The sequence below is a fragment of the Streptomyces sp. NPDC059371 genome, assembly GCF_042751995.1.
In the GTDB taxonomy this organism is placed as follows: Bacteria; Actinomycetota; Actinomycetes; order Streptomycetales; family Streptomycetaceae; genus Streptomyces.
This window is the reverse complement of sequence record NZ_JBHYXD010000061.1, coordinates 1-15,868: the sequence shown is the minus strand read 5'-3', so window position 1 is coordinate 15,868 and position 15,868 is coordinate 1. Positions and strand designations below refer to the sequence as shown.

Sequence of the window (15,868 nt, the reverse complement as noted above, 5' to 3'; positions counted from 1 at the left end):
CCACCCCGGAGGAAAGGCCATGCATGAGAAAAATGCTAGGAAAACGCCACTATCGGATGATAACGACCACAGCGGCGCGACCTTACATCGGCCTGACACCGCCCGGCCGCCGAGGGGCCCCGAGCGGTCAGGCCGCCGGTCCGGGCCCCGGCCGGCGCAGGCCGTCGACGATCAGGCCGAGGATGCGCGCCGCACGGACCTCACCTCCGCGCGCCGGGTCGATCCTCCACAGCACACTGAGCTGCAGCAGGACGTCCTCGGGGTCGAGGCCGTCCTTGAGCGTGCCCTCGGCGGCTCCGGCGTCGAGCAGCACGGCGATGGCCCCGAGGAAGGGCTCGTAGTACTCGTCGTCGAGGCCGCGATCGGCCGCGGCGTGGATGACCTCGGCCACGCCGAACTTGAGCCGGCCGTAGCGGGCGACCTCGTCGAACCACCGCCGCAGGGCGTCCAGCGGCGGGTGGGACGCCACGAGCGCCGGCGCGAGATCGATGAGGTGCTGGATGTCGTGCCGGTACAGCTCGACGATGAGCGACTCCCGGTTCGGGAAGTGGCGGTAGAGCGTGCCGATGCCGACGCCCGCCTTCTTGGCGATGGCGGTGAGCGAGGCGCCGCTCGACTCGGCCAGCGACTCGCGGGCCACGACGAGGATCCGCTCCCGGTTGCCGACCGCGTCCCTGCGAGTCGGCTTCGCGTGCTGCGCGTTCACAGGCAGTGGCCGTCCATCCCGTACGAATTGATAAACGGAGACCCCTCCGGTAGCTTCGTGAGCACTTACCGGAGGGCCCTCCGTTTCATTCTCCCACATCATCGTCCACGCAGTGGAGGACACATCATGGCCGAGCTGGTTCTGGTCACCGGCGGCAGCGGATACATCGCCGGGTGGTGTATCGCGGGGCTCCTGGAACGGGGTTACGACGTTCGCGCCACCGTGCGCGGTCCGGAGAAGGCGAAGAGCGTCACCGAGGCGGTGTCCCGGGCCGTCGACCCCGCGGGGCGGCTCTCCTTCGCCGTCGCCGACCTCACCTCCGACGAGGGCTGGGACGCGGCGCTGAAGGACGTCGACCACGTCCTGCACGTCGCGTCCCCCCTCGGGATCACGGCCGGGGGCGATCCGCGGTCCCTGATAGCCACCGCCCGCGACGGGGTCCTCAGGGTCCTGCGCGCGGCGGTCTCGGCCGGTGTGAAGCGGGTCGTGATGACCTCGGCGGCGAACGCGGCGAGTCCTTCCTCGTACGCGACGGAAGGCGTGACCGACGAGACGCTGTGGACGGATCCCGACGACCCGGCCCTGATCCCCTACCGCCGCTCGAAGACGCTCGCCGAGCGGGCGGCCTGGGACTTCATGGCCGGCCACGACGGACCGACCGAGCTGACCACCGTGCTCCCGGGAGCGGTGTTCGGCCCGGTTCTCACGACGGAGAACCTCGGGTCCGTCGGCATCGTCGCCCGGATGCTCTCCGGGCGGATGCGCGGGGTTCCGAGGATCGGACTGGAGGTCGTGGACGTACGCGACCTCGTCGACGTGCACATCCGGGCCATGACCTCACCGGAGGCCGCGGGCCAACGCTTCCTCGCCACCGGGGAGTTCATGTGGATGACGGAGATGGCGCGCGTCCTGCGCGACGAACTCGGCGACGGCGGAAGCCGGGTGTCGACCCGTCAGGTCCCCGACTTCGCCGTGCGCCTGCTGGCCCGGTTCAAGGAGCCCTCGCTGCGCGAGATCACTCCGAGTCTCGGGCGGCGCAACCGGCACAGCACCGAGAAGGCCCGCCGTGTCCTCGGCTGGCAGCCGCGTCCCGCCCGCGAGACGGTGCTGGACTGCGCCACGAGCCTCATCGAACAGGGGGCCGTGGGCGCGTGACCGGGCCCCCTCCCCCGGCCGCCGAGTCCCGGCATCAGAATCAGACGGTCCACCTCGGCAGCCGGCGGTCCAGCCAGCCCGGCAGCCACCAATTGGCCCGCCCCATCAGGAACATGAGCGAGGGCACCAGGACGAGGCGTACGACGGTGGCGTCGAGGACGACACTGATGGCGAGGCCGAGAGCGAGCATCTTCACCACGACGGCCGGTGACCCGGTGAAGGACAGGAACACGGCCGTCATGATGAGCGCGGCACAGGTGATGACCCGTCCGGTGAGCGAGAGGCCGGTGCCGACCGAGCGCTCGTTGTCACCGGTCGCGTGCCATTCCTCGGCGATGCGCGAGAGCAGGAAGATCTCGTAGTCCATCGACAGACCGAAGACGATGGCGAACATCATCATGGGGACGTAGGACTCGATCGGCACGGGCTCGCCCAGGCCGAGCAGGCCGTCGCCCCAGCCCCACTGGAAGACGGCGACCAGGACGCCGTACGACGCACCGGTCGTGAGCAGATTCAGGGCGACGGCCTTGAGGGGGATCACCAGGCTGCGGAAGACGACCGCCAGAAGCAGGAACGCGGAGACGAGCACGATGCCGATGATCAGGGGCAGGCGTTCGGTGACGGTGTCACGGAACTCGAGCTGGCCCGCTGTACTGCCCGTCAAGTGCCCTGTCGTTCCGGTGCCTTCGAGGGTCCGGGGCAGGGCGGTGTCGGTGAGGGTGGCGAACAGGGCCCCCGTGTCGGCCGATTGGGGGCCGGTGGCGGGGACGACGGTGGTGACGAGGAGCCTGCCGTCCGGGCTGGTGCGCGGGGGCGTGACGCGGGCCACGCCGTCCGTCCTCGTCAGTCCGTCGGTGACCAGGTCCGCGACCCGGTCGGCGGACACGGTCGCGTGGGCGAGGTCGACGACCAGGGTGAAGGGGCCGTTGACACCCGGCCCGAAGCCGGGACCGTCGGCGTCGGCGATCCAGTCGTAGGCGTCGCGGGTGGTGCTGCCCGCCGGGTCCGCGCCGTCGTCGATGTGCCCGAGACGCATCGAGAAGAGCGGTATCGCGCAGAGCGCGACGACGGCGAGTCCGGCGGTGAAGAACCTCCACGGGTGCCGGGCGACCAGGCGCGCGTAGCGGTGCCATCCGTCGTGGTCACCGGAGCTCTCGGCGACCGGCCTGCGGCGGACACGGAGGACGTCGACGCGGCGGCCCACGAGCCCCATGGCCGCCGGCACCAGAGTGAGCGCCGCGGCCGCCGTGACGACCACGGCGACCGTGGCGGCAAGACCCAGCCGCCCGATCATGGTCAGACCACAGGCGTACAGGCTGAGCAGGGCCACGGCCACCGTGCCGGCGGCGACCAGAACCGCCTTGCCGCTCACGGCGGTTGTACGGCCGACCGCCGTACGGGCATCGTCCCCGTCGATCAGGTACTGACGGAACCGGGTGATCAGGAAGAGCGCGTAGTCGATGCCCACGCCGAGCCCGATCATGGTGGCCAGGGTGGGTGCCGAGGTGGCGAAGGTGAGCGTGCCGGCCACGATGCCGACCACGCCGAGGCCGACACCGACACCGATCAGCGCGGTCACCAGGGGCATGAGGGCGGCGGCGACGCTGCCGAAGGCGAGCAGCAGCACGATGAGGGCGGCGCCGACGCCGATGGCCTCGGCGGTGGCGTCGTCGGCGGGGGCACGCACGATGTCGTGCAGGTCACCTCCGTAACCGACGTCGATTCCGGCTTCCCGGGCGGGGGTTGTCGCCTCGTCGAGCCGCTCGGTGTAGCCGTGGCCGAGGGACTTGAGCTTCCGGTCGAACGACACGGCGGTGTACGCGGTCGCACCGTCGGTGCTGGTCACCGGTGCGGCGACGGCGGTGACATGGGGCAGGTCCCTCAGCCGTCCGAGCGTCGCCTCCAGACCGGAGGTGTGGTCGGACACCTTGCCCGAGCCGACGTGGAAGACGACCTTTCCGCCGGCCGCGCCCGCCGCGGGGTCGGACTTGGCCAGCAGGTCGGCGCCGCTGCTCGCCTGGCTGCCGGGGAGGGTGACCTCGTCGCCGAAGGTCGCGCCGACCGCGTGCCGGCCCGCGAACGCGGCCGCCAGCACCACCAGCCAGGCGGCGATCACCCACACGGCGTGGCGCGCGCAGAAGGCGCCCGTGCGGTGCAGGGCGGACGGCCGGGGCGCGACGGGAAGCGGCGCCAGGGACAGCGGGGCAGGGGGAAGGGACACCGCGCCTCCAGAAGAAGTGACAGGGCTGCCACAACTTAACCGGGAAGATGACAGCGCCGTCAATTGTCAGCTCTGCCATTTTTATCGAACCCTGGGCCCTGTGCCCCGCACCTCACGCACAGCACCCCGCGCCCCACACCCCGCGCCCTGCACCCCCCGCCCCACACCCCGCGCCCCACACCCCGCGCCTCACGGACGCGTGGAATCAGCTCTCGGCCTGCCCCTTCCCCGACGCGCACGCGGACGCCGCGCTCGCCGCCCGCACCGCCTGCCGCGCACCGGCGGGGGCCACGGTGAAGTCCAGGACGAGACCGGCGCTTTCGGCGTGGGCGCCGACGAGCGCGGTTCCCCGGGGCAGCTCCCGGATCTCGATGGTGCGCGGCTTGAGCCTGGCCGCGAGCCCCCCGGCGCCCGGCAGCGCGGACAGCTCCGACACCGGGACTTCGCGGCCGAGGACCAGGACGCTCGCGGGGGTGATGGTGAGGCTCTGGGTCGTGGTGGACAGGGTGGTGGCCACCGTGACGGGCAGTCCGGTACCGCCCGCGGAGCCCGTGAGGGTGAGGCGGGTGCCGTCCGTGCCCGTCTTCAGCCCGTCGGCGCCGGCGCCGCCCCGGACACCGGCACTCCGGTCCAGCGCGTCGTAGGCGATGGTGGCCGTGGCGGTCCCGCCCGAGGTGGCGCCGCCGGTCGACACGTCGCGCAGGTGCGCGTCGACGTCCATGTCGGTGCCCTGGCGGCGCACGCCCTCGGCGCTGACGTGGACGGCGCCGACCGTGCCGGTGAGCGCCTTGAGTCCGGCCAGGGTGTCGTCGAGGTCGACCCGCACCCCCTTGGTCGCGCCGAGACGGCATGCGGCGGTCTCCGCGACCCGGCCCCGCACCTTGTGCTCCACGACGAGGTCGGTGGTCACGGCTGCCGCGACCGCCGCGGTCAGGCACAGGGCGGTGACGGTGTAGCGACGGCGACGGTTCACGAGGGGTTGGCTCCGATCATGGTCAGGAAGGTGAACGCCTGCGGGAGCAGACGGTCGGGCTCCACGGGCACTCCGGCCGTACGGCGGTCGCGCAGGGTCCGCAGGACGGAGCGCGCGGCGCCCAGCGCGCAGTTGGCGATGACGGCTGCCTGAAGGTCGGCGTCCGGCGCCTTTGCCGGAAGGCGCTCCAGGACGAGTGCGGTCAGGCGGGCCTCGAACTGCTGGAACTGCCGGGACAGTCCCTCGCGCGCCTGTTCGCGGATCTCGCCGAGCGGATGGGCGAGCGCGGTCAGGCTGCTGGTGGCGAAGTAGGAGACCGCGTCCGTGATGGCGCCACAGGCCGCTTCGAGCGGCGTGTCGCTGTCCGGCCGCGCCAGGAACGCTTCCTCTATGCGGGCGAAGAGCTCGATCCCGTCGGGGAGGAGCAGGGCTTCCTTGCTGTCGAAGTAGCGGAAGAAGGTCCGCTCCGACACGTTCGCCTCCGCGGCGATGTCGGCCACCGTGGTCTGCGCGAAACCGTGTTCGGCGAAGAGCCGGCCGGCGGCCTCGCGCAGTCCGCGCCGGGTCTCTTCCTTCTTCCGCTCACGCAGACCTGGCTTCTCGGTTCTCTCTGGCATGGTCACACCCTCACCACCATGCGCCGGGTCTGTCAATTGTCAGCCCTGCCATTTTGGCGGCCCACAGGAGCCGCACCGGAGCTGCCCTGTCATCCGAGCGCCGTAGCGGGGTGATACCGCGGTACTACGTGCCTCGGCCCAACCGGGCTCTCCGGTACCACGGATCCGGGGCCGACGTCTCCTAGCGTGGTTGGTGAGCAGTCAGGTGGGGGGCCTGCCCCCGAAAGCAAGGGAACTTCGATGATCGAGGCACATCAGCTGACGAAGCGGTACGGGGAGAAGACGGCGGTGGACCAACTGGACTTCGTCGTGAAGCCCGGCACCGTCACCGGCTTCCTGGGCCCCAACGGCGCGGGCAAGTCGACCACCATGCGCATGATCGTCGGACTGGACGCGCCGTCCGGCGGCAGCGTCACGGTCAACGGCAAGCACTACGCGCGGCACAGCGCCCCGCTCCAGGAGGTCGGCGCCCTGCTGGAGGCCAAGTCGATCCACCCGGGCCGTTCCGCCTTCGACCACCTCATGGCTCAGGCCTACACCCACGGCATTCCGCGCCGCCGGGTGGAGGAGGTCATCGAACTGACCGGTCTTCAGTCCGTGGCCAAGAAGCGCGCGGGCGCCTTCTCCCTCGGCATGGGCCAGCGCCTCGGCATCGCCGCGGCCCTCCTCGGCGACCCGGCCACGATCATGCTCGACGAACCGGTCAACGGCCTCGACCCCGAGGGCGTGCTGTGGATCCGCAACCTGCTGACCGGCCTCGCGGCGGACGGCCGTACGGTCTTCGTCTCCTCGCACCTGATGAGCGAGATGGCGCTCGTCGCCGACCACCTGATCGTCGTCGGACGAGGGCGTCTGCTGGCGGACACCACCGTGCGTGAGCTCGTCCAGCAGGCCGGCGGCGACACCGTCACCGTGGCGTCCGACCAGGCGTCCCGGCTGCGCGACGTGCTGGCGGGCCCCGGCGTCGAGATCGCCGGTGCGGCCGGTTCCGAAGAGCTCCAGGTGACGGGTCTGTCCGCGCGGGCGATCGGTCTCAAGGCCGCCGAGCACGGCATCCCGCTGTTCGAGCTCAGCTCCCGGACCGTCTCCCTCGAAGAGGCGTTCATGGACCTGACCCGCGACGCCGTCGAGTACCACGCCACCGCCACCGTCGAGGCCCCTGGGAGGGCGGCATGAGCACTGTCACCGTCACCGACAGCCCCGCGCCCGCACCCGCGCAGGCGGCCCGTCCGGAGTACAAGGTCACCGGCCGCCGTGTGCTGCGCTCCGAGTGGGCGAAGCTGTGGTCCCTGCGTTCCACGTGGATCACGCTCGGCCTCGGACTGCTGTTCCTCGTCGCGTTCGGCGTGATCGCCGCCGTGCACTACAAGTCCGAACTCGACTCCGGGCGTCCCCTGCGCCGGGACGACGTCGCGGCCACCGCGCTCAGCCTCTCCGTGTTCGGTACGAACTTCGCGCAACTGGCGCTCGGCGTGCTGGGCGTGCTGATCACCGCCGGTGAGTACTCGACCGGCATGATCCGCTCCACGCTGGCGGCCGTGCCGCGCCGGCTGCCGGTGCTGTGGTCCAAGGCCTCGGTGTTCGGGCTGATCGCCCTGGTCGTCGCGACCGTCGGCGTCTTCGCCGCGTTCACGATCGACAGCGGCCTCGTCTCGGGCACGCCCGCGGCCCTCTCCCTGTCCGACTCGGGCGTGTTCCGCAGTCTGCTGGGCGCGGGTCTCTACCTCGGTCTGGTCGGTGTGATCGGCACGGCTCTGGGCGCTCTGCTCCGCTCGGTCGCCGGCGGCATCTCGGTCCTGGTCGCCTCGCTGATGCTGGTGCCCGGCCTGATCTCGCTGCTGCCCAGCTCGTGGCAGGACAACATCAGCCCGTACCTGCCGAGCAACGCGGGCGAGTCGATGTTCGCGCTGACCCACGACTCGACCTCGCTGTCGCCCACCGCCGGACTGGTGGTCTTCCTCGGCTGGACCGTGCTGGCGCTGGCGGGCGCCGCCTACCGTCTCGTCCGCACGGACGCCTGACCGGCCGCCCGACGCCCCCGCACGGCCGCCGGCAAAGGCCCCGGCACCGCCCTCGCACCCCGGGCGCCATCGCGAAGGACCCGCGGTGGCGCCCGTACGAGGAAACCCGGCGGTGGCGTCCGTACGAGATGACCCCGGTGGCTACCCGCAGAAGGAGACAGGGAGGCGCGTACGAGGACGCGGCCGGACCCACAATGAACAGGTGAGACCCATGAACGCGGACCGGTGACTCCCATGAACATCGACGACACCGCCCCGCGCGCGCCGGCGGAGGACCCGCCCTTCGCCGAGGCGGAACTGCCGTGGAACCACCCGCTGGCCCGTGCGCTGTCCCGTATCGGCCGCCGGCTCAAGCGGGGCGACCGCAGGCATCCCTGGATCCTCGACGCGGCCGTGACGGCTGTCGTCGCGCTGCTGTTCTGCCTGCCGGATCTCGTGCACGACGGCGACGGCCGGCATCATCCGTTCGACACCGAGTTCACCCGACTGCCCCTGCCGGGAACGCTCGCGCTGCAGGCCGGCCTGGTGCTCCCGCTGCTGTGGCGGCGCAGGAGGCCCTTCCTCGCCTTCGCGGTGATCACCGCGGTGCTCATCCTCCAGCTCGCGCTGGGCGTCTGGCTGCGCGCCGACGTCGCCGTCCTCATCGCCCTGTACAGCCTGGTCCTGCACGGAGAACTGCGGCGGCTGCCCCTGGCCTGCGCGGTCACCGCCGGCGCGCTGGGACTGGTCGCCGTGCGCCTGCCGTCCGGCGTGCATGTGCTCGACGCGCTGTTCTTCCTCTTCAGCACCATAACCGCGGCCGTCGCGCTCGGTCTCGCCGTCCGGATCCGGCGCGGCCAGCTCGCCGTCCTGCGGGACCGCGCGACCCGGCTGGAGGTCGAACGCGACCAGCGCAGCAAGCTGGCCGCCGCCGCCGAACGCACCCGCGTGGCCCGCGAGATGCACGACATCGTCGGCCACAACCTCTCCGTCATCATCACCCTGGCCGACGGCGGCGCGTACGCGAGCGACCTCGCGCCCGAACGCGGGAAGCAGGCTCTGGTGCTCATCGGTGACACCGGGCGGCAGGCTCTCGGCGAACTGCGCCGCATGCTCGGGGTCCTGCGCGAGCAGACCCTGGCACCGAGCGCGCCCGAGCTGAGTCCGCAGCCGGGGATCGGGGACATCGACGCCCTGTGCGAGCGGATCCGGGCCGCCGGGCCGGTGGTCGTGCACCGCGGCAGCGGTGAACTGGGCGGCCTGGACCGCGGCGTCCAGCTCGCCGTGTACCGCATCGTCCAGGAGGCACTCACCAACGCCCTCAAGCACGGAGGGCCCGGCACACGCGTCGATCTCAGGGTGAGCGTCGACAAGACGCTCCTGCACATCGACGTCCACGACACCGGCCCGGGCACCGGCATCGTGCGCTCCGGGCCGCACGACGACGAAGGACACGGAATCCCCGGTATGAGAGAACGCGCGGCGCTCTACGACGGGACGGTCGTCGCGGGGCCGGACCCCGACGGCGGATGGACTCTGCGGGCCACCCTCGATCTCACCCCTCCGGACGGGACCGGCCCCGCCCCCTCGGCCGTCACGGGCGGTGCCGCGTGACCAGCGTGCTCATCGTCGACGACCAGCCGCTGCAGCGGCTCGGTTTCCGCATGCTCCTGGAGAGCACTCCGGACACCGACGTCGTCGGCGAGGCGTCCCACGGCGGCGAGGCCGTCCGCAGGGCCGCCGAACTGCGCCCGGACGTCATCCTCATGGACGTACGGATGCCCGGCATGGACGGCATCGAGGCCACCCGCCGGGTCGTCGCCTCCGGCGGCCGCTCCCGGGTACTGATCCTGACCACGTTCGACCTGGACGAGTACGCCTACGCCGCGCTGCGCGCGGGTGCCAGCGGGTTCCTCCTCAAGGACGCCCACCCGGAGGAACTGCTCGCCGGGATCCGGGCGGTCGCCGCGGGCGACGCGGTGATCGCCCCCGCCCTGACCCGGCGTCTCCTGGACACGTACGCCCGGCACCTCCCGCGCGATCCGTCGGGCATCGCCGGGCCGATGGACGACCCCCGCCTCCATGCCCTCACCGAGCGCGAGTACGAGATCTTCGTCGCCATCGGCGAGGGATGGAGCAACAGCGAGATCGCCGGGCGGCTCGTCGTGGCGGAGTCGACGGTCAAGACGCACGTCGGCCGCGTCCTGTCGAAGGTGGGCGTCCGCGACCGCGTCCAGGCGGTCATCCTCGCCTACGACCTCGGTGTCGTCAGCCCGAACCCGCCCGACTGAGCCGAGGACTCGTCCCCGGACTCATCCGAGGCGGGCGACGCGGCGCGAGACTAGGGTCGTCGGTATGACTGACGACACTCTGCGCCGCGTCACCGTCGACCGGACCGGCTCCGGGCACTTCACCGCGACGAACGCGCGGGGCGGGACGATCGACTTCGGCACCGGTTCCGGACCCGGCGGGGAGGAGCGGTTCACCCCGGTGGAACTGCTGCTCGCCGCCATCGGCGGCTGCACCGCGGCCGACGTCGATGTCGCGACCGCCCGCCACGTGGAGCCCACGCGGTTCACCCTGACCGTGACCGGCGACAAGATCAGCGACGAGCTGGGGAACCGGATGACCGACCTGGCGGTCACCTTCTCCGTGGCGTTCCCGGACGGCGAGGCCGGCGACCGCGCCCGTGCCATCCTGCCCCGCGCCGTCAAGACCTCGCACGACCGGCTCTGCACGGTCAGCCGCACGATCGAGGCCGGCACTCCCGTCACCGTGACGGTCGACGGGGCCTGACCGTGTCCGGACCCGGTACCGGGCTCGGTACCCGCGGCCGATGCCGACCACCGCTTCCGGGCACCGCGGACGAATGCGCGGCCGGATGGAGTGAAGCCGGATTTCCGGGGCAGACGGCGAACGTCGAAGAGGTGGACGCGGGACGGATCGTATGGGCCAGCAGGTGAGCGAAGCGGGACAGCAGGAACAGCGGGGTGCACTGATCGAGGCCTCAGTCGCGTACGACGGTGACTCCGCGTGCATCGCCGAGGCGCGGGCGTTCGCCCGCGACTTCCTGACGCGGGTGCAGGCGGTCGCCGGGCTGCCCGTCTCCGGACGGGTGATGGGCATGGTCCCCCTGGTCGTCAGCGAACTGGTGACCAACGCGGTCAAGTACGCGAGCGGACCGTGCCTGTTGTCGCTCGAGGTCGACCAGGGCGCCGTCAGGGCCACCGTCTGGGATTCCGACCCGACGCTTCCGGTGGCACGCGCCGCCGAGGCGGGCCGCGTCGGCCAGCACGGGCTGGAGATCGTCATGGCCGTGTGCCATGCCTTCGAGGTGCGCCGGGAACCCGTCGGCAAACGGATCACCGCCGTGGTGACGTTGGCCGACACGCCGGACAGTGACATGAGTCACTCCGTCACCTGACGCCACCCGCGCCACCGGTGCGACGGCGGCCACAAGACGGCGCGCGCCAAATCCCCTTGGGCGGACGCCCGGCGCCGCCGCGGCACCCTCGGAAACCCTTGACGGGCTCCTGACGAGCCGAAACGAAATCGTGTCGCGTCACCTTGGCCTGCTTGCGGGACAATGGTGAGTTCGCGGATCCCCTTCGACAGGAAAACGGGTGGTTAACACAGTGCGGCAGGCAGGTGTACTAGACGTCGGGTGTCACAGCGCTCTGCTCACCGTGGCGCGGCGCCGCGCCGGGGTCGCCATGGAAGAGGTGCTGTCCCGAAAGGTGCGGCTCCAGTTGCACGAGACGCTGGACGCCACGGGACGGCTGGACAAGTCGGGTGTACGCAGCGTGCAGCGGGCCGTGGCCGAGACGCTCGCCGAGAACCGGGGGGCACTGCCGGAGGTCTACGCGTTCGCCACGTCGGTGATCCGCGACGCGCCCAATCGCGACGAGGTCCTCGCCCAGGTGGCCAGCGCCACCGGCACCCGGCTGCGGGTGATGTCCGGCGAGGAGGAGGCCCGGCTGGCCTATGTGGCGGCACGCCACTGGGCGGGCGAGCGGGCCGGCTCCCTGCTGGTGCTCGACATCGGTGGCGGGACGGTGGAGGTCGCGTCCGGGACGTCCAGACAGCCCCGGACGGCCCACTCCCTGCCCTTGGGCGCCCGCACGGTCACCCGCGACTGGAAGCTCGACGAGGCCGTGTCCTCGAAGCGACGGCTCGCCGAGGTGCGCGACCATCTGGGCGACCGCCTCGCCGAGGTGGCCGACCTGCCGCACGCGGACCCGGACGGTCGGGTGCTCGCGTGTTCCAAGACCTTCACCCAGCTCGCCCGCTACACCACCGCGGGCCGTGACCGCTCCCGGACTCCGCAGCGGCTGACCCTCGACGAGGTACGGGCCGCGGTGGGCGTCCTCGCCAAGAACGGCTCGGCGGGCCGCGGCCGTCTGCCCGGCATCTCACGTCACCGGGCCGGCCAGTCCCTGGCCGGAGCGCTGGTGGCGGAAGCGCTGATGGAGGCCTGCCGGGCCACGAGTGTGGAGATCTCCCCCTGGTCCACCCGGGAGGGCCTGCTCCTGGAGCGCCTCGGCGCGCTGCGCAGCAAGAGCTCCACCCGGCGCTGACGCTCACCGGTCGCCGGACGGCCGGTCCGCCCGCGCTCCCTTTCGCCGATCCAGCGGGCATCCGTCAACTACGCGGACACCGCCCTGTGTTCGAGCGTCACGAGACCGACGGGCGGCTCGCGCGTCCGGCCGCGAGGGAGCACTGTGCCCGGAGGCCGGGAACAAACCGGTACCACTCGACGCTGACCTGAACAGTCCGGCGGATGCCGGAGCGCGGAGTTCCACCCGGTGCGGTGGACCCACCGGCGGTTCTGCTCGTGGAAAGGCGTGAGAGCGATGACGGAGTCCGGGCAGCGGCGACTACGGGCGGCCGGGGCGGGCGAGTTGCCCTTGGTGACTTCGTGCGGCCGCAGGATCTCCGTGAAGGAGCTGCGCCTGCCCACACCGGGCCGGCAGATCGGCCGCGTGACCCTTGACGTGGGCCCGGACCAGGGGGACGAGCACGGGGTGTGGGCCTCGCTCACCCCCGCCGAGGCTCGTGAACTCGCCCGTCGTCTCCTGGCACACGCCGCCGGGGTGGAACCGGCGGGACCGCCCGACCAGGAAGCGGCCCGGCCTCACGACATGCGGCTCGGCACGCCTCGCGGCACGACACGAGCCCGGTGAGGGTGCCGGTGCTCCCCCGGACCAGGGTGGAGCACCGGCACCCATGTGCCGATCAGCCGACGCCGTTCAGGATCACGGGAACTGCGTGATCTTGGACGGGACGGTGTCCGTCCCCGACGTGGGAGCACCGGTGTTGTTGACGACGTGGGCGTACTGACCCTTGCCGCCCAGGGAGATCACCAGGATGTCGTGCAGCTTCACCCCGGTCTTCACCGGGACCTGGAAGCCGTGCGCCTGGACGATGGACGAATCCGTGGTGAAGTTGCAGTAGCTTCCCAGACCCCATGCCTCGTGCGTGGAGACGGAGTCGGCGACCTTGTAGGCCGCGTATCCGACGATGCCGTCATGGGTGACGGCGGCGGCGTTGGGCACGTCGTACGCCTTCTCGTTCTGGAAGAAGATCGTGCGTCCGTTCTCGCCGTTCCACAGCACGTCGTACTTGTTGAAGTGCTCGACGAACAGGCCGGTCGCCAGGACGTCGTCGCCGTTGACCACGAGGCCGTAGTCGGCGCGGTTGGTGTCCCAGCCGACCCCTTCACCGTGGTCGGCTCTCCAGAGCCAGGTGTGGTCGATCACGACGTCGTCGCTGTTGACCACGACCGAGTTGGTGGCGAGGCCGGGGCCCGCGCCGCCGATCCGCACGAACACGTCCTGCATGGTGGTCGGGTTGGCGGAGTGGTCGGCCGAGGCGCCCGACGGGCCGATCTGCAGCAGGGTGTCGGACTTGGAGCGGCCGGCGTCGATGAGGAATCCGGCGAGCTTGACGCCGTCCACGTCCGCCACGTGCATCGCGTCGATGCCGTTGTCCGGCACGATGGTCGCCAGCCCGAGACCGAGGACGACGGTGTTCGCCCGGGTCACGTTGATCGTCTGGTCCAGGTGGTAGACACCCGGGGTGAACAGCAGGTTGAGGCCCTGGGCAAGCGCCGCGTTGATGGTCTGCGCGGTCGCGCCGGCCTTGACGACGTAGAACTGGTCGAGCGGGATAGACGTACCGGCCGTGTTGGGCCACGAGACGCCGCGGGAGTTGGTGCGCTTGGAGGGCACGAACACCTTGTAGGTGCTGCCGTCCAGGTAGAGGTAGGGCTTCTCGCGGGAGACCGGGGTGGTGTCCAGGGTGGTGTACGGGCCGGAGTCGAAGTTCGTCGCCGGTGCTCCCTGGACGCCCGTGAAGGTCATGTTCCAGACACCGTTGGTCCAGCCGCCGACGGAGCTGTCACGGGTGTACCACTGCTGCTGGGAGTACGGGCCGACCGTACCGTCGATCTTGGAGTCGGCGATGTAGCCGCCGGAGGCCCAGCCGTAGCCGTTCGGGGCGAGGTTGAGGCCGCCCTGTACGTGGATACGGCGGAAGGGCGCGGCCTGGGCCACGGCCCAGCGGTCGGTGCCGTTGACCGGGGTGATCGACAGGTTCTCCGCCGAACGCCAGAAGTTCTGGGTGGCGTTGCCGTTGAACCAGCCCGCGTCCACGGTGATGTCGCCGTTGATGTGGGTGTCGTCGGGGTTCAGGCCGAGGCCCGAGATCGAGGTGTAGAAGCCGACCTGGGCGTTGATGCCGTTGTACGTGCCCGGCTTCATCAGGAACTGGTAGCGGGCGGAACCGAACTGGTTCGACTCCTGCTGGGCGAAGACCTGGTCGAACTTGCCCTGCAGATCGGGCGTCGAGGGGTCCACGACGATGACGTTGGGCCCGAGGTCTCCGCCGCCCTGCACGGGCGGGACGCTGGTCCCTGTGCCGGTGTGGACGGCGACCTCCCACAGCGAGTACCCGTACGCGGTGCCCCGGGTCGTCCCGTAGATCCGTACGTATCGGCCCTTGCCGGAGACGTCGTAGGAGGCGGTGCCCCCGGTGCCGTCGGTGACCGACTTGAGGACGGTCCAGTTCTGGCCGTCCGTGGAGGACTGGATCTGGAAGGCCCTGCCGTACGCGGCCTCCCAGTTGAGGTCGACCCGGCACAGGTCGCTGGAGGATCCGAGGTCGACCTGGACCCATTGCGGGTCGGAGAAGGCGCTGGACCAGCGGGTGCCTGTGTTGCCGTCGAAGGCGGCCGAGGCGGGGCTCGCCGCGTTCTCTGCGGAGGAGGCGGTGGCCGTCCTGCCCTGCGCCGCGTTGGCTGTGTCGCAGGTCCCCGGGGTGGTGGTGCCGCCGGTGCCGAAGACCTGGAACTCCCACAGGGAGTAGCCGTATTGGGTCGCGCGGTGGACGCCGTACATCCGTACGTAGCGGCCCTGGCCCGAGACGTCGAGGGTGTCGGTGCCGCCGTCGCCGCCGGTCACCGTCTTGATGTCGGTCCAGGTGCTGCCGTCCGGTGACGTCTGGACGCGGTAGTCACTGCCGTACGCGGTCTCCCAGTTGAGGACGACCTTGGTGATCGTGGCCGAGGCGCCGAGGTCGACCTGGAGCCACTGGGCGTCCGTGGCGGCCGAGGACCAGCGGGTGGCGGTGTCGCCGTCGACGGCGTAGGCGGCGGGAGTGCCCCCGTTCTCGTCCGACGAGGACGTGGCCGTCTTGCCCTGGGACAGCGGGAGTTCGGCCGCTGCGGCCGGTCTCTGCAAGGGCAGGGTGACGAGCGCGGCCATTGCGGCCAGCGCGACACCCAGGGTTCTGAGTTTCATGCCGTGACTCCATGCGGGTGGGGTGACGAGCGGAGCGGACACACTTGATGAGCGGCTGAGGAACAGCCGCTTACGAGAGGAGAACCGTGAACCGGCCTTCTGGCGCTCTTAGTTCACGCTTTGATTTAAGTAATGAACCATCGGGGTGGCAAGTCCCGTGACGCGAGAATCTTCAACTTGTGTGCGCCGGGCCCACGTTGGTGGGCCGCTCCGGGGCCGTGGCCTGGACGCGGGGCGTCGCCGACGGGTGGGGGCCCGCCCGGTTCCGTCAAGGCTTGAAGACGCCGAATGGCCGCGGGCGGCTGCCCCCCCGGGGGGGGGGCGCCCCCCGCCCCCCCGCCCCCGCCGCCCCGCCCCGGGGGGGGGGGGGGGGGGCGCGGGGCGCGGGGGGGCGCGC

At 71.4% G+C, this 15,868-nt stretch carries 14 protein-coding genes; 9 read left to right on the top strand and 5 right to left on the bottom strand.

The features are described from left to right. Nucleotides 1-127 precede the first annotated feature (127 nt). On the bottom strand, nt 128-706 hold the full coding sequence (locus ACFXGX_RS28210; RefSeq protein ID WP_384796243.1) for a TetR/AcrR family transcriptional regulator: 579 nt from the start codon (nt 704-706) through the stop codon (nt 128-130). 126 nt (nt 707-832) lie between these two features. Between ACFXGX_RS28210 and ACFXGX_RS28205 the strand changes: the two genes are divergently transcribed. After that, nucleotides 833-1,861, top strand: a complete 1,029-nt coding sequence (locus ACFXGX_RS28205; protein ID WP_384796241.1) for an NAD-dependent epimerase/dehydratase family protein — start codon at nt 833-835, stop codon at nt 1,859-1,861. A 40-nt stretch (nt 1,862-1,901) separates the two neighbouring features. Here the strand turns inward: ACFXGX_RS28205 and ACFXGX_RS28200 are convergent, their stop codons facing one another. From ACFXGX_RS28200 to ACFXGX_RS28190, 3 genes are all read right to left on the bottom strand, one after another. Continuing rightward, nucleotides 1,902-4,082: an MMPL family transporter gene (locus tag ACFXGX_RS28200; protein WP_384796239.1), complete on the bottom strand. Its 2,181-nt coding sequence runs from the start codon at nt 4,080-4,082 to the stop codon at nt 1,902-1,904. Nucleotides 4,083-4,287: 205 nt separating this feature from the next. Further along, nucleotides 4,288-5,055, bottom strand: coding sequence for a hypothetical protein (locus ACFXGX_RS28195; RefSeq protein ID WP_384796237.1), 768 nt, complete (start codon nt 5,053-5,055; stop codon nt 4,288-4,290). After that, nucleotides 5,052-5,672, bottom strand: coding sequence for a TetR/AcrR family transcriptional regulator (locus ACFXGX_RS28190; RefSeq protein WP_384796235.1), 621 nt, complete (start codon nt 5,670-5,672; stop codon nt 5,052-5,054). The genes ACFXGX_RS28195 and ACFXGX_RS28190 overlap by 4 nt, the downstream gene beginning before the upstream one ends. A 240-nt stretch (nt 5,673-5,912) precedes the next feature. Between ACFXGX_RS28190 and ACFXGX_RS28185 the strand changes: the two genes are divergently transcribed. The 8 genes from ACFXGX_RS28185 to ACFXGX_RS28150 all read left to right on the top strand — a co-directional run bounded on the left by ACFXGX_RS28185 (nt 5,913) and on the right by ACFXGX_RS28150 (nt 12,855). Then, a complete protein-coding gene (locus tag ACFXGX_RS28185) occupies nt 5,913-6,848 on the top strand; it encodes an ATP-binding cassette domain-containing protein (RefSeq protein ID WP_384796234.1) in 936 nt (311 codons plus the stop codon). Beyond that, the gene (locus ACFXGX_RS28180) at nt 6,845-7,693 is read left to right on the top strand and encodes an ABC transporter permease (RefSeq protein WP_384796232.1); all 849 of its coding nucleotides are present in this window, start codon (nt 6,845-6,847) and stop codon (nt 7,691-7,693) included. Before ACFXGX_RS28185 ends, ACFXGX_RS28180 begins: the two co-directional genes overlap by 4 nt. A gap of 234 nt (nt 7,694-7,927) precedes the next feature. Continuing rightward, the gene (locus ACFXGX_RS28175; protein WP_384796230.1) at nt 7,928-9,286 is read left to right on the top strand and encodes a sensor histidine kinase; all 1,359 of its coding nucleotides are present in this window, start codon (nt 7,928-7,930) and stop codon (nt 9,284-9,286) included. Further along, nucleotides 9,283-9,963, top strand: coding sequence for a response regulator (locus ACFXGX_RS28170; RefSeq protein WP_384796229.1), 681 nt, complete (start codon nt 9,283-9,285; stop codon nt 9,961-9,963). The genes ACFXGX_RS28175 and ACFXGX_RS28170 overlap by 4 nt, the downstream gene beginning before the upstream one ends. Before the next feature lie 64 nt (nt 9,964-10,027). Beyond that, the gene (locus ACFXGX_RS28165) at nt 10,028-10,468 is read left to right on the top strand and encodes an OsmC family protein (RefSeq protein ID WP_384796227.1); all 441 of its coding nucleotides are present in this window, start codon (nt 10,028-10,030) and stop codon (nt 10,466-10,468) included. Nucleotides 10,469-10,619: 151 nt separating this feature from the next. Further along, nucleotides 10,620-11,096, top strand: a complete 477-nt coding sequence (locus ACFXGX_RS28160) for an ATP-binding protein (protein WP_384796225.1) — start codon at nt 10,620-10,622, stop codon at nt 11,094-11,096. Nucleotides 11,097-11,295: 199 nt separating this feature from the next. Then, nucleotides 11,296-12,249: a Ppx/GppA phosphatase family protein gene (locus ACFXGX_RS28155; RefSeq protein WP_384796223.1), complete on the top strand. Its 954-nt coding sequence runs from the start codon at nt 11,296-11,298 to the stop codon at nt 12,247-12,249. Between the two features lie 360 nt (nt 12,250-12,609). After that, complete coding sequence (locus ACFXGX_RS28150) at nt 12,610-12,855, top strand: hypothetical protein (RefSeq protein ID WP_384796222.1); 246 nt, start codon at nt 12,610-12,612, stop codon at nt 12,853-12,855. A 72-nt stretch (nt 12,856-12,927) separates the two neighbouring features. Here ACFXGX_RS28150 and ACFXGX_RS28145 read toward each other — a convergent pair whose 3' ends face one another. Then, complete coding sequence (locus ACFXGX_RS28145) at nt 12,928-15,471, bottom strand: discoidin domain-containing protein (protein WP_384796220.1); 2,544 nt, start codon at nt 15,469-15,471, stop codon at nt 12,928-12,930. Nucleotides 15,472-15,868 lie beyond the last annotated feature (397 nt).